The organism is Martinezella lusitana (genome assembly GCF_016901135.1).
Classification (GTDB): Bacteria; Pseudomonadota; Alphaproteobacteria; order Rhizobiales; family Rhizobiaceae; genus Rhizobium; species Rhizobium lusitanum_D.
The window spans coordinates 177,948-191,353 of the sequence record NZ_JAFEVL010000003.1; the positions used below are offsets into that span (position 1 = coordinate 177,948).

Annotated in this window: 13 protein-coding genes and 1 pseudogene; 12 read left to right on the forward strand and 2 right to left on the reverse strand. The window is 59.8% G+C overall.

The window, feature by feature from the left end:
- Positions 1–57 precede the first annotated feature (57 nt).
- From JTP94_RS01605 to JTP94_RS01625, 5 genes are all read left to right on the forward strand, one after another.
- A complete protein-coding gene (locus JTP94_RS01605; RefSeq protein ID WP_204848814.1) occupies positions 58–813 on the forward strand; it encodes a sugar phosphate isomerase/epimerase in 756 nt (251 codons plus the stop codon).
- A gap of 5 nt (positions 814–818) precedes the next feature.
- Positions 819–2,015, forward strand: coding sequence for a mandelate racemase/muconate lactonizing enzyme family protein (locus tag JTP94_RS01610; RefSeq protein WP_204848815.1), 1,197 nt, complete (start codon positions 819–821; stop codon positions 2,013–2,015).
- Positions 2,016–2,041: 26 nt separating this feature from the next.
- Positions 2,042–2,869: a PD40 domain-containing protein gene (locus JTP94_RS01615; protein WP_204848816.1), complete on the forward strand. Its 828-nt coding sequence runs from the start codon at positions 2,042–2,044 to the stop codon at positions 2,867–2,869.
- 435 nt (positions 2,870–3,304) lie between these two features.
- A complete protein-coding gene (locus JTP94_RS01620) occupies positions 3,305–5,728 on the forward strand; it encodes a glucan 1,4-alpha-glucosidase (protein ID WP_204848817.1) in 2,424 nt (807 codons plus the stop codon).
- Positions 5,729–5,785: 57 nt separating this feature from the next.
- Positions 5,786–6,487, forward strand: coding sequence for an ROK family protein (locus JTP94_RS01625; RefSeq protein WP_204849018.1), 702 nt, complete (start codon positions 5,786–5,788; stop codon positions 6,485–6,487).
- 21 nt (positions 6,488–6,508) lie between these two features.
- Here JTP94_RS01625 and JTP94_RS01630 read toward each other — a convergent pair.
- Positions 6,509–6,693 (reverse strand): annotated as a pseudogene (locus JTP94_RS01630) (Fic/DOC family N-terminal domain-containing protein); the annotation flags it as partial.
- 154 nt (positions 6,694–6,847) lie between these two features.
- Between JTP94_RS01630 and JTP94_RS01635 the strand changes: the two are divergent.
- The gene (locus JTP94_RS01635) at positions 6,848–7,051 is read left to right on the forward strand and encodes a cold-shock protein (protein ID WP_007693942.1); all 204 of its coding nucleotides are present in this window, start codon (positions 6,848–6,850) and stop codon (positions 7,049–7,051) included.
- Positions 7,052–7,321: 270 nt separating this feature from the next.
- Here the strand turns inward: JTP94_RS01635 and JTP94_RS01640 are convergent, their stop codons facing one another.
- Positions 7,322–8,227 (reverse strand): LysR family transcriptional regulator, encoded by a 906-nt coding sequence (locus JTP94_RS01640; protein ID WP_204848818.1) that lies wholly within the window; start codon positions 8,225–8,227, stop codon positions 7,322–7,324.
- A 270-nt stretch (positions 8,228–8,497) separates the two neighbouring features.
- Here JTP94_RS01640 and JTP94_RS01645 point away from each other — a divergent pair, with 270 nt between their 5' ends.
- The 6 genes from JTP94_RS01645 (at position 8,498) to JTP94_RS01670 (ending at position 13,401) form a co-directional block, all read left to right on the forward strand.
- Positions 8,498–9,130: a hypothetical protein gene (locus JTP94_RS01645; RefSeq protein WP_204848819.1), complete on the forward strand. Its 633-nt coding sequence runs from the start codon at positions 8,498–8,500 to the stop codon at positions 9,128–9,130.
- A gap of 421 nt (positions 9,131–9,551) precedes the next feature.
- Positions 9,552–10,280 (forward strand): SDR family NAD(P)-dependent oxidoreductase, encoded by a 729-nt coding sequence (locus tag JTP94_RS01650; protein ID WP_210384002.1) that lies wholly within the window; start codon positions 9,552–9,554, stop codon positions 10,278–10,280.
- Between the two features lie 144 nt (positions 10,281–10,424).
- Positions 10,425–11,159: an SDR family oxidoreductase gene (locus JTP94_RS01655; protein ID WP_204848820.1), complete on the forward strand. Its 735-nt coding sequence runs from the start codon at positions 10,425–10,427 to the stop codon at positions 11,157–11,159.
- A 95-nt stretch (positions 11,160–11,254) separates the two neighbouring features.
- The gene (locus JTP94_RS01660; protein WP_246754611.1) at positions 11,255–11,896 is read left to right on the forward strand and encodes a glutathione S-transferase family protein; all 642 of its coding nucleotides are present in this window, start codon (positions 11,255–11,257) and stop codon (positions 11,894–11,896) included.
- 103 nt (positions 11,897–11,999) lie between these two features.
- Positions 12,000–12,989: a zinc-dependent alcohol dehydrogenase family protein gene (locus JTP94_RS01665; RefSeq protein WP_204848821.1), complete on the forward strand. Its 990-nt coding sequence runs from the start codon at positions 12,000–12,002 to the stop codon at positions 12,987–12,989.
- Between the two features lie 25 nt (positions 12,990–13,014).
- Complete coding sequence (locus JTP94_RS01670) at positions 13,015–13,401, forward strand: nuclear transport factor 2 family protein (protein WP_204848822.1); 387 nt, start codon at positions 13,015–13,017, stop codon at positions 13,399–13,401.
- The last annotated feature ends 5 nt before the right edge of the window (positions 13,402–13,406 follow it).

Below are 13,406 nucleotides of genomic sequence, written 5' to 3' on the forward strand. Positions count from 1 at the left end.
CGAACGATCGAGCGTCCTCGAAGACTCGCACTCGGTCGCCAATGAAAGCCGTATCCGATGAGCTATAAGATTGCCTATCAACTCTATTCGTCGCGCAATTTTCCACCGCTTGCCGCTCAGCTTCCGATCTTAAAGGGCATGGGCTATGACGCGATCGAGCCTTGGCTGCCTGCCTATGAGGCCGATCCCGTTCTTTTCCGCCGGCAGCTGAACGATGCGGGCCTCGCCTGCTATGGCTTCCATATGCCACTGGCCGGCCTTGTGAACGAGCCCAATCGTTACCTCGATATCGCCGAAACACTTGGCGCCACCTACCTTATCCCGCCCTTCGTGCCGAAGGAGGAAAGGCAGGAAACGACCGATTTCTGGAAAGGAATCGGCGGAAAGCTGGCGGCAGGAGCTGACAGAGCCGGAACACGCGGTCTCAAGGTCGTTTGGCACAATCACGATTTCGAATATTTCCCCCTGCCCGACGGCTCCCGGCCGATCGATCACATTCTCGGACAAAGCGACGCGGTTCTCTTCGAAATCGACTGCGGCTGGATCACCCGCGCAGGCGCGGACCCAGCTTCCGAACTTCAGCACTATGCCGACCGCATCGCATGCATCCAGGTGAAGGATACGGCACCCTCTGGAACGGTCGAGGATGACGGCTGGACTGCGACCGGCGACGGCATTATCGACTGGCAGGCGCTCGTGCCGCTATTTCGGAAGACCTCCGCCGACCACATCGTGACCGAGCATGACAATCCTTCCGACTGGGAACGCTTCGCGCGCCGATCGATTGACTATCTCCGGGTTCTTGGGTTGTAGCGGTCATGAAGATCGTCGACATCAAATGTGCAGTCATCGGACGCAGCCCAGTTCTCCGGATCATCACCGACCAGGGCGTTGATGGATACGCCCAGGCGGAAACCTGGAAACCGTTCCTCAAGCCACATATCTTAAGTTTTCGCGACAACCTGATCGGTTGCGACCCGACAGACGTCGAACGCACGATGATGAAGATCCGCCAGCGCGGCGGCTTCAAGCCCTGGGGCGCGGCCGTCAGCACGATCGAAATGGCGCTGTGGGATATTGCCGGCAAGGCGGCCGGCGTACCGGTCTACAAGCTGCTCGGTGGAAAGGTCCGCGACCGGGTCCGCGTCTACAATGGTGCAGTCCGCCTTCCCCTTACCGGCTATGGCCCGGAAGACTATGCTGAAAATACCAGGGCCATGGTGGAGAGTGCCGAAGGCTTTACTATTATCAAGCAGCCGATCGGCTTCCACAGCCCGATGGCCCGGACCATTCCGGACTTCTTCTATGGCGACCCGGAAGCCGGCAAAGTCCATGGAACCCACGATCGCGGCATGCTGACGGAACGCGGCCTGAAGCATCTGGTCGAATGCGTTGCCGCCATGAAGGACGTGACGGGGGATCGCGTCGGACTGGCGCTCGATTGCGGCCCGGGTTTCACCCTTCCCGACGCCATCCGCTTTGCCCGCGCTGTCGAACCCTTCAATCTCGTCTGGCTCGAGGACCTGTTGACCGGCGATTATTCGCCTTTCGTCAATCCGGATATTTATCGCGACCTTACGATCTCGACGACGACGCCGATCCATACCGGCGAGCAGATCTATCTCCGGCAAAACTTCAAGCCGCTGATCGAAGGCAAATGCGTCAATATTATCGGCCCCGATCCGGGCGATATCGGTGGCATCGCCGAGCTCAAATGGGTTGCCGAACATGCCGATCTCCATGGCGTGTTGATGGCGCCACACGGTACGGCCAATGGCCTGCTCGGTCTTGCCGCGCTGGTCCAGGTCTCGGCTGTTCTGCCGCACAACTTCATTGCCTTCGAATACCCGGTTGGCGATCCCGACTGGTGGTACGAGATCGTCGAGGGGCTACCGCATCCCGTCGTTCAAGATGGACATATCAGGGTCTGGGACAGGCCGGGAATGGGCGTCAGCCTGATCCCTGAGAAGGCGAGCCGCTATCTGGCACCCGAGGATGCCGACTTCTTCCGCTAAAGCATGAACACGATGAGGGATTTCCCATGACAAGCGAACTGGCAATCTACGACTTGGAAGGCGGCGCGGTGACGACCGTCTTGACGACACCGGAGCTGATCGAAGCGCCGAATTGGACGCCCGACGGCAAATGGCTCGTGATCAACGGCGGCGGCAGGCTATTTCGCGTCGATCCCCACGCGCCCGAAATGATCGAGATCGACACCGGCTTTGCCAAGGACATCAACAATGACCACGGCATTTCGCCCGATGGAACATTGATCGTCATCAGCGATTCTACGGAGGCAGGATCGAGCGCCATCTATTCCCTCCCCTTCGCCGGCGGCACGCCTCAACGGATTATTGAGAAGGTGCCGTCCTACTGGCACGGCTGGTCGCCAGACGGCAAAACGATCGCCTATGTCGCCAACCGCAATGGCACCTACCAGGTGTACACCTGCCCGATCACAGGCGGCGCCGAAACGCAAGTCACCTCAGCCTTCGATCATTGCGATGGCCCGGACTTCACGCCGGACGGCCGATGGATCTGGCTCAACGGCGAAAAGAACGGCGAGGTTGCCCTGTGGCGCATCAGGCCCGATGGCAGCGACGCGCAGAAAATGACCGAAGACGAGCGCGTCAACTGGTTTCCCCACCCCTCGCCCGATGGACGCCATATCCTCTACGTCGCGTATGAACATGGGGTCAAAGGTCACCCTCGCGACCACGAAGTGGAGCTGCGTATGATGCCTGCGGAAGGTGGACCGGCAAGGACATTGCTCCATCTCTTCGGCGGACAGGGCACGATCAATGTCCCCTGCTGGGCGCCGGACAGCAGACGATTCGCTTTCGTCCGCTTCCACAAGGCGGCATAGAGCAGCCCTGGCATTCCATGTCGGCAACTCATATCGCGCGGTTGGAATGACCATCAATCAGCAGCGAACATCGGCACCGTGATGTAGAACAGCGATTGGTCTGAATTCGAGGCCGCATGCCACCAGCACGGTGTGGCCGGGCTGGTGGCGATGGTAGCCGATCATATCGACGGGGCCACCGCATCTGCTATGTCAAAGCTCACGATTTCGGCCCTCCCCCTCAAATCTACGCGGCAACAGAAAAGCTCAGCCCGCCGGTGATCACGTTAGTCGATGCGAACCCTCTTCGCTAAGGGGCAGGTAATTCCTGGCCTGATCGGCAATCCGAATATTCCATCGGCACACTGGTTGCGGCGCCATTCCTGGCGCGTCGCAAGCAGCTCTTGCCGAAGCAGCTTTGTCGGAGCAGATTGCGGCGACAACGGAGATACATGCATGACACAGGACGATGCTTCAGGCTCTAACGTGGGCGCTATCGCGCCTCGCTGGACATCCAGCGCGAAGAGCGGTGTTGGCACGGCGCTCTCATCGGCGTGCCGCATATGGTTCACGCTCAGCCACGGCATCCTCAACGAAGTCTATTTTCCGCGCGTCGATTGCGCCTGTACGCGCGACCTTGGCCTGATCGTCACCGGTCCGGACGGCTATTTTTCCGAGGAAAAGCGCGATACCGAAAGCATTGTTACGACGATAGAGGACGGCGTTCCGGCCTATCGGCTCGTCAACACGGCACTTGATGGGCGCTACCGGATCGTCAAGCGCATCATCGTCGATCCGGTGCGCAACAGCTTACTTCAGCAAATATCCTTCGAAGCGTTGCAAGGGTCGGTCCACGACTATCGCCTCTATGTGCTTGCCGCCCCGCATCTGGTCAATGCCGGCAGCGGCAACACCGGCTGGGTTGGCGATTACAAGGGCACGCCGATGCTCTTTGCGACGGGCAAAGGTGGTATCTCGCTGGCGCTAGCCGTTAGCGACGGATGGCGGACGGCGTCCGCCGGCTATGTCGGCATTTCCGACGGATGGCGTCAGTTGCAGGATGCCGGCCAATTGGACCCGCGCGTCACTCATGCCGCTAACGGCAACGTCGCGCTAACAGGCGAAATCGATCTTGCGGCCGGCAGCGACACCTTCCTTCTGTCGCTTGGCTTCGGAAACCGTCCCGAGGAGGCGGGCTACAACGCGCTTGCCAGCCTGCAGGCCGGCTACGAGGATGCCGAGCGTTCCTACGTCGCCGACTGGCGGACATGGCAGAGCACTCTATTACCGCTGGATGAACCGAGAGCGCCGCCGCCCGAGGTCAATCGCTACCGGATATCGACGGCCGTTCTTGCCACGCACCGGCCTTTGTCCTTCGAGGGGCCGGCCGTCGCCTCACTGTCTATCCCGTGGGGCTTTGCCAAGGGCGATGAGGATCTCGGAGGCTATCATCTGGTCTGGCCACGCGATCTCGTCGAGACGGCCGGCGGCTTCCTTGCGGCTGGCGCCCCGCAGGATGCGCTCCGTATCCTTGCCTATCTTCGGACGATCCAGGAGGCAGACGGGCACTGGCCACAGAACGCCTGGCTCGACGGTGTGCCCTACTGGACCGGCATACAGATGGATGAATGCGCCTTTCCGATCCTGCTGGCCGACGCGCTGCGCCGCGAAGGAGCGCTCACCGGCGATGCGCTCTTGTCCTATGTTTCGATGGTCGAACGAGCGGCGCGCTATGTCGTCGTGAACGGTCCGGTAACGGGTGAGGACCGCTGGGAGGAGGATGGCGGCTTCTCTCCCTTCACGCTTGCTGTCGAGATCGCCGCGCTGCTCGCCGCTGCCGACATTCTGGAGATTGCCGGCCAAAACCACAATGCCGAATATCTCAGGCAAACGGCCGATGCCTGGAATGACCAGATCGAGCGCTGGACCTATGTCGGCGCCGATGCCGCTAGTGCCGGTCTTGGGGTCAAGGGCTATTATGTACGCATCGCCCCACCCGAGATCGCCGACGGCGCCTCGCCTGCCGATGGTTTCGTGCCAATCAAAAACCGCCCGCTCGCGGAATCGTTTCTGCCGACGGCCCGCGTCGTCAGCCCGGATGCTTTGGCGCTGGTTAGGTTCGGATTGCGTGCCGCCGACGATCCACGCATCCTTGACACCGTTAGGGTTATCGACGCGCAGCTCAAATGCGATCTGCCGCAAGGTCCGCTCTGGTATCGCTATACGGGCGACGGCTATGGCGAGCATGCCGACGGCGGCCCATTCGACGGTATCGGCATCGGTCGCCCGTGGCCATTGCTCGCCGGCGAACGAGCCCATTATGAACTTGCTGCCGGCAGACCGAAAGCAGCCATCGCATTGCTTAGCGCTCTTGAAGGCTCTGCAGGACCGGGCGGGCTACTGCCCGAGCAAGTATGGGACCAGCCTGACATACCCGAGCGAGGCCTTGTTTTCGGCGAACCGTCCGGCAGTGCGATGCCGCTCGTCTGGGCGCATGCCGAACACATCAAGCTGCTGCGTTCGCTGAGAGACAATGCCGTTTTCGACATGCCGCCACAGGGCGTCGAGCGCTATATCAAAAACAAGACCACCGCGCCTTTCGTGCTCTGGCGCTTCAACAACAAAACATCGCAGTTTTCTGTCGGCAAGCGTCTCCGGATCGAAGTGATGGCGCGGGCGGTGGTGCGCTGGAGTTCGGATGGTTGGGAAAGCGCAAGCGATACCACAACCCGCCAAAATGGCTTCGGCATCGATGTTGCGGAGCTTGCGACTGAACGGCTGCCAAAGGGCACGGTGATCGCCTTCACCTTCTATTGGCCTGACACCGACCACTGGGAGGGAGAGGATTTCTCAGTCGTCGTGGCTGACGGCGACGCGTAAACGTCACTAACAACAAACCTACCGAAAGGGGAGACGCACCGTGAACGAAAAACCCGAATCTCTCGCGCACACAACGCCGATCGCGCCGAAGGATCTGTCGTGCTGGCAATCGATCTTGGCGGTTCGCATGTCAAAACGCGTCTGAGTTCTGGCAGCGACCGGCGGGCAGCCGTCTCCGGTGTGGCAATGTCCGCGCAAAAGATGGTCGAAGCAGTCAAAGAGCTTACCGCCGACTGGCGATACGACGTCATCGGTATGGGATATCCCGGCCCGGTCACCGACAACAGACCGGCAGCGGAGCCGCACAATCTGGGGGCCGGCTGGAAGGACTTCGATTTTTCAGCCGCTTTCGGCAAGCCTGTCAGGCTCGTCAACGACGCAGTTTTGCAGGCAATCGGCAGCTATGAGGACGGCAACATGCTGTTTATTGGGCTCGGCACGGGGCTGGGTTCGGCAATGATCGTCAAGCACGTCTGCTTGCCCATGGAACTTGCACATCTGCCCTACAAAAAGGATGAGACGTTCGAGGACCTCGTCGGCGAGCGTGGCCTCGTGAAATATGGCAAGAAGAAATGGCGCAAGTCGGTCGAGAAGGTCGTCGGCAGGTTGCAAGCGGCACTGCTGCCGCATGAAACTGTCATTGGTGGCGGCAATGTCGACAAGCTCGAGAAGCTGCCCGACGGCTGCCGCGCCGGCGACAACGAGAATGCATTTCTTGGCGGCTTTCGCCTATGGAAGGACGAAAGCCTGAGATTTTAGGCTGGATCCGGCATGGGTTGCCGCCTGCGCCTCAGTCTCAAAAACAACGGAGATCGGAGATCGTCGATCGTGTTCCTTCGATCTGCGAGGGTAGAACGGCTTCCTTCCTGGCATGCATATAAAGAAACAGCTCTCGACGCGGAACGGCATCGTGAGATATCGTCCAGCCGTCCGAGAGCTCGCTCCGCCAAGCTAAGCAGCGACAAAGAAGGGGAGAATTTCATCAAAACCCTACCTTAATGGCTGAAATCTCCGGAAAATGGGAAACTCTTGAAGAGTTTCGGATTGTTGATAGTAAAGTACACGCGCTATAAGGTCGGTGCGCGAGCTAGATGGCCGTGGAAGTGAAGAGGAAATACGATGCCTACAGGTACTGTGAAATTTTTCAATGAAGACAAGGGATTTGGCTTCATTACTCCAGAGAACGGAGGAACGGATGTGTTCGTTCACGTTTCCGCTCTACAGCGGGGCGGTTCTCTCAGAGAAGGTGAGAAGGTTAGCTACGAATTGGGCCAGGACCGGAAGACCGGAAAGTCGAAGGCTGAAAACGTCAGCGTGCTCTGATCGCATGAGCTAGCAGACCCGCCGCGGATTTAGCCTGCTTCATGATTGGAACAGGCTAAATCAACCCCGTTGCTTGAGTGGAATCGAATCAGCGGCTCCGGCGTGCAGACAACAACTATTTCAGAATCCGGCCCGACATGGTGCCGCTTTCTTTTGTCCTGCTCTCCGAGCATGCCCGCGTTGTTCCCATAATCGCGGGATTTTTGCGTAGTTTCGCTGCAAGGCCGTCCGCGCAGTCGTCACTGCGCCATGATGCCCACCGCGGCGCCCTCAACCCTCTGCGGTATCGACCAACCCAGCTGCGACATCGCGTGAGCATTCTTCGATGTCCTGTATCGCGCGCCGGCGATCAGCTCGGCGCCTCACGAGAGCGGTTCCCACAGGAGGAACGCCAATCTCGATATATCTGATGGCGGGATTGGAATAGTAGCGCTCAAGGCGCTCGCCAACGATGACGACGGCCTCGCCTGATTCGACGACCGCAAGACATTCCCTAATCGTTGTCACGATTGGCCCGCGCGCAATCGGCTTGCCGGAGGGCGTGTGGTCAGGGAAATGGATCGCCGCCCAAGCTCCCAACTGATGATTGTCCGGTAATGTCGGCAAGGTCTCGAACGCGAGCTCCTCCGGATCGATCAGGTCTCGGTCGCACAGCCTGTGATCGGCAGGCACGACCAGCTTCTTCTTCTCCTCGAATAGAACGGCGCATTGCACCAAGCCATCATGGGAAAGCGGAAGTCTGCAGAACGCTGCATCGACCTTGCCCAGTGCAACCGCTTCGAACTGATCCAGCAGCGAAAGCTCCACCCAGTCGACATCGATATGGAACTTGCTCCTGAGATGTCTGACAAATGGCAGGGTGTACTCATAAAGACCACCACCGAGGAAACCGATCCGCAGCCGGCCCGCCTGGCCAAGAGCGGTTTTCCTGCAATCATCCAGCGTGGCGCGGAGGACCAGGGCGGCGGGTTCTACGCCGAGACGAAACTTCTCGCCAAGGGGCGTCAGCTGGACGCGTCTGCTCGTTCGCACGAAGAGCTGCCCGCCCAATTCTTTCTCCAACGAGTGTATCGCTTCGGAGACGGAGGATTGTGCGAGGGACAGCCTCTCCGCCGCTTTTCCGAAATGTAGATCCGTAGCGACCGCCAGGAAGCAATCGATCTGCCGTAGTTCCACGCCGATCCCCGCATGAACCGATTGATCATATTTACCGATTGAATGCCACTCTACGCTTCGGGGATGCAGCTCGCAATCTGGCAACTATCTTGCGGCAGCTTCATCATGACAGCCATGGCCGATTAATCGGTTCTACCGATCGAATGTATGGGAAACGCCGCTTGTTCGGGCGGAAGCCAATAAAATATCACTGATGACCTCACGAGACTTGGGCGCTCCTGCTTTCCATCGTCTCGTAAAAAACTGGGCGCCATCGCCAGAGGAACCAGAATGACCCAACATAGTCAGCAAAGCGCTCCGTCGCCGGTGGCCAACTATGCTGAGCGCGATGAGAACATAAGCTGTTCGTCCTATGCTGTCCTGCGCAAGCTGGCTGGGCTTCCGCAGGATTTATTCGCGGACTACTGGCGTGATGTCCTCGGGCCGCTCTGCGCGCGACTTCCTGGTGTGGGCTACTACGTGCAGCACCACTTTTCTCGGGATCACCGGGCAAATCTCTGGCCTCTGCCGGACGGCGTTCGCCGCATGGACGTCGTGCTCGACGGCGCCGCTGAAATCGGCTTCGCCGACATCGCCGGTCTGAACCGCTATGCTGAGGCGAGCCCCATGCTGTTCAGAGACGTGTTCCATTTATTTGAGCACATCGTTGCCTATAGTCTGCCTCGGGGGTCACATACGCTGGTTGATCGCGAGACCGACGGCATTCCCAACGGGCCGGACCGGCTGTACCGCCTGCATTTGCATCTGAACGGCGGGTCCGGCGACGGATTCCGGCCCTGGCTGTCGGATTGGGCGCGACAACTGGCATCGGCGCCGGCAGTGCAAATTACGCCTGCATCTGCCGGAACCCTACGACAACGATCGCCCGTCGCCGCCCTCGCCCCACGGCGATCATCAGGTTAGTGGCGAACGCAAGGACATCGGTGTCATCGAGATCAGTTTCGCGAGTGCGTTCACCGCACGGGAATTCTGGGAAAGCGAAGCCTATCGCGCAACTGTCGAGGAACAGCGCAGGCACCTCCGCTCTGTCGGCGCATTTCTGGTGTCTGGTATCTACACATATGTCCGCGACGGCGTGATCACCACCGCCGGTTTGAGAGGCAGCCGGACTGCGGAGCTCATCGAACGAATAGGTGCCGTCAACCAGACCCGGGATGAGGTGACGCGGCTCTTCGTACAGGACCCTCATCGGCAGCCCAACTGAACCCGGCATGGGGCTCGAACCTCCACCGGCGAGCTATGTGCCAAGCCGAGCGTTTCATGACCGGAGCTCGGGCCGTTCGCCAACATTACAAATCGACACGCCCAGCAGAGAGAATGAATCATGGGTAAATTGCAAGGGAAAGTGGCTGTCATTACCGGAGGCACTCAAGGCATCGGCCTTGCCACGGCAAAACTCTTCGCCAGCGAGGGCGCTTATGTTTTCATTACCGGCCGCCGCCAGAAGGAACTCGAAGAAGCGGTAGCGTTCATAGGCGGCAACGTCACTGGCGTTCAAGGCGACGTCGCAAAGCTGGCCGACCTCGATCGTCTCTACGAGAGCGTCAACGCGAAGGGCCGAATTGATGTCCTCTTCGCCAATGTCGGGCTTGGCGGTTTCGTCCCGCTGGGAAGCATCACCGAGGAATACTATGACAAGACCTTCGACACCAACGTCAAGGGGCTGCTCTTCACGGTACAGAAGGCGCTGCCGTTTCTGAACGATGGCGCCTCCATCATCCTGACCGGCTCAGCCGCGGCCGCCAAAGGCACTCCGAGCTTCGGCGTCTATGCCGCAAGCAAAGCGGCTGTTCGCTCATTCGTGCGAACCTGGACCGTGGAACTGAAGGACCGGCGCATCCGCTCAAACGTTCTGAGTCCCGGGCCAGTCGTGACGCCGCAGGCGGAGCTCCAGCCGCCCGAAACCATCGCGCGCATCGTGTCCACCGTGCCAATGGGCCGCATGGCGCAGCCCGAAGAGATCGCCAAGGTCGCGCTCTTTCTGGCCTCGGACGATGCCAGCTTCGTCACGGGGATCGAACTGTTCGCCGATGGCGGCAGAGCGCAAGTCTGACGGTCGATCACATGTGGACAGCTCTCGGCGAGAGCTTCGGAAAGCAGTTCACGAAAGTTGTCGATCGGCCATCGCGCCGACGACGGCCAACCGCAAGAGGAAGACGCAAATGATCAAAAACCTACCCGCTTTCGGGCATCGACCATGAGAATGGAGGATCTAACGGGCAAGGTCGCCGTCGTAACCGGCGCCTCGAGCGGGATTGGCGAAGCGGCAGCGCGGCTGCTCGCCGCGGAGGGGGTGCACGTCATCCTTTCCGCTCGGCGTCGAGAGCGGATCGAAGCGTTGGCGCAAGAGCTGGGCGACAAGGCAACCGCCGTGGTCGCCGACGTGACGGATGCGGATCAGGTACACGCCCTCTTCGACACGGTTCGCGCGCGCTTCGGCGGCCTCGACCTTCTCTTCAACAACGCGGGACTCGGCGTCTTCGGCCGGTTCACGGATAGCACGCCCGAGGACTGGCGCCGGATGATCGACGCCAATATCTACGGTGTCCTCAACTGCACGCATGCCGCCATCCCGCTGATGAAGGAACGGCCCGGTGCGATGATCTCCTCGGTGTCGAGCACCGGCGGCCGATACGGTATCGAGGGATGGTCCGTCTATAGCGCAACCAAGTTTGCGATCGTCGGATTCCATGACGCACTCCGCAAGGAATTGGGATTGGAGGGGATCCGCGTGTCGGTAATCGAACCAGGCGCCGTGTGGACCGAGTTCGGCCACAATGTGCCCGAGGAGGCGCTTCGGGAGCGGCGCGCCAACCTCGATGCTCTCACCGCCGCCGATGTCGCACAGGCTCTGGTCTATGCCTTCGCGCAGCATCCACGCGTCTTGGTCGAGGAGATCCTCGTGCGGCCTGTCAAACAGGTCGCCCCCTAGAGAGGGCGATCTCTTAGCGCCGGGTCATCGCGATGATCGGGAGCTCTTGTGACCGCTCATGCGGATGATCCTCATCGAACATAAGGAGTCGTGCCATGTCACGCACGTTGCAGCTTTACCACGCCGCCGGTTCGCCCAATTCGCGGCGCGTCCGGGTTTTCCTGGCCGAGAAGGGTCTCGAGCTGACGCTGATTCCCGTCGATCGTGGCGCCGGCGAACAACACTCGGAAGCTTATCGGGCGATCAATCCGCGCCGCGTGGTGCCGTCCCTGATGCTCGAAGACGGCACCACCATTGGCGAGGTACCGGCCATCATGCGCTATCTCGACGAGGCCTTTCCCGAAACGCCTCTGCTAGGCGCTACGCCCAAGGACAAGGGCTTGGTCGCGATGTGGGAGCGCCGCGCGGAGCTGGAAGGCTTCGCGGCGGTGATGGAGGGCGTACGCAACAAGAGCGCTGGGCTGAAGGGCCGCGCCATTGCCGGCCCGCACGGCTATGAGCAAATCCCGGCATTGGTCGACCGCAGCGTGCTGCGTGTGAAGAACTTTCTCAGTGACCTGAACGAGCGGCTCGAGCAGGTGCCCTTCATCGCCGGCGACCAGTTTTCGGCAGCAGACATCACAGCGCTGGTGACGATCGATTTCGCAAGAGCGCTCGACGTGTCAGTCCCCGACGAGCACCGGTCGCTGAAACGCTGGTACGAGGCGATATCGGCTCGGCCCAGCATGAAAGCATGATCCGGAGTGCTCAGCTTTCCGGCCGGCATGCGTTCGTCGGCCGGAAAACAGCAAATGCGTCAGAACGACCCCAATCGAATATTGAACCAGTCACGGAGAGATCATGTTGCGCATCATCAAGTTTGCGAAAGCCGGTGGGCCGGAAGTCCTCGAATTCATCGAAATGGAAGTTCCAGCTCCCGGCCCCAGTGAAGTTCGTATCAGAGTTAAGGCAATCGGTATCAACCGCGCCGAATCAATGTGGCGCAATGATAAATATGTCGAATCCCCAATATTCCCGGCCGGCCTTGGATATGATGCGGCGGGTGTTGTCGATGCCGTGGGCAAGGACGTTACCGGTTTTGCCGTGGGCGACATCGTCAGCACGATCCCAGCATTTTCCCTGAATAAATACTCCACTTACGGAGAGGTCATTCTTGCCCCCGACCACGCGGTCGTCAAACACCCGGAATCGCTTTCATTCGTCGAAGCGGCGTCGGTTTGGATGATGTTTCTGACGGCCTACGGCGCGCTCGTCTTTGACGCTCAAGTGAAAGCAGGCGATTTCGTCATTATCCCCGCTGCATCAAGCAGCATCGGCTTGGCGGCGATTCAAATCGCCAATTATGCCGGTGCGACGCCTATCGCGCTGACGCGCACTTCGGAAAAAAGGCAGCGGCTGCGCGAGGCCGGTGCACCGCATGTCATTGCAACTCAGGAGCAGGACATGCTTGCCGAGGTGATGCGCATCACGCAGGGCAAAGGCGCGCGCGTTGTCTTCGATCCCGTCAGCGGCCCGGACTTTCCCAAGCTGATCGCCGCGCTGACCTTTCAGGGGATCGCCTACGTCTATGGCGCATTGAGCGAGGATGAGACCACGATCCCTGTGCTGGAGGTGATCCGGAAGATGCCTGCGATCAAGGGATACAGCATCCGATTGGTGACGGGCGACGCGGAGCGGCGGAAGGTTGCGATCGAGTACGTCACCAAGGGCCTCGCGAGTGGCGCACTCAAGCCAATCATCGATCGGATTTTCAAGTTCGACGAGATGGTGGAAGTGCACCGGTATCTGGAGAACAGCGGCCAATTCGGCAAGATCGTCGTTACCGTTTGAACCTGCGCCAAAGGAGAATGAAGTGATGCAGACAATCGAGGAAAAGAATAAGGCTTTCGTACTGGAAGCCTTCGAAACGCTTTTCAATAAAAGGGACTACGCCGCTGCCGAACGTTTCTGGTCTCCAAACTACATTCAGCACAGCGCGCACATTGAACCGGGTCGGGAGGGCCTCTTCAACCTCGTACGCGGCCTGCCGAACAATCTTCGCTACGAGCACGGGCTGGTCCTCGCCGAGGGCGACTACGTCATCCTCCACGGACGTTTCTCGGGCATTGGGGGGCCGGCGGCGTACATCGCGGCCGATATCGTCCGAATCGAAGACGGGCGCCTTGCCGAGCATTGGGACGTGCTCCAGGACGAGGTAACGCAGGCAGAGTCAAAAAGTGGGCTGCCGATGTTCACCGGATAACGAGG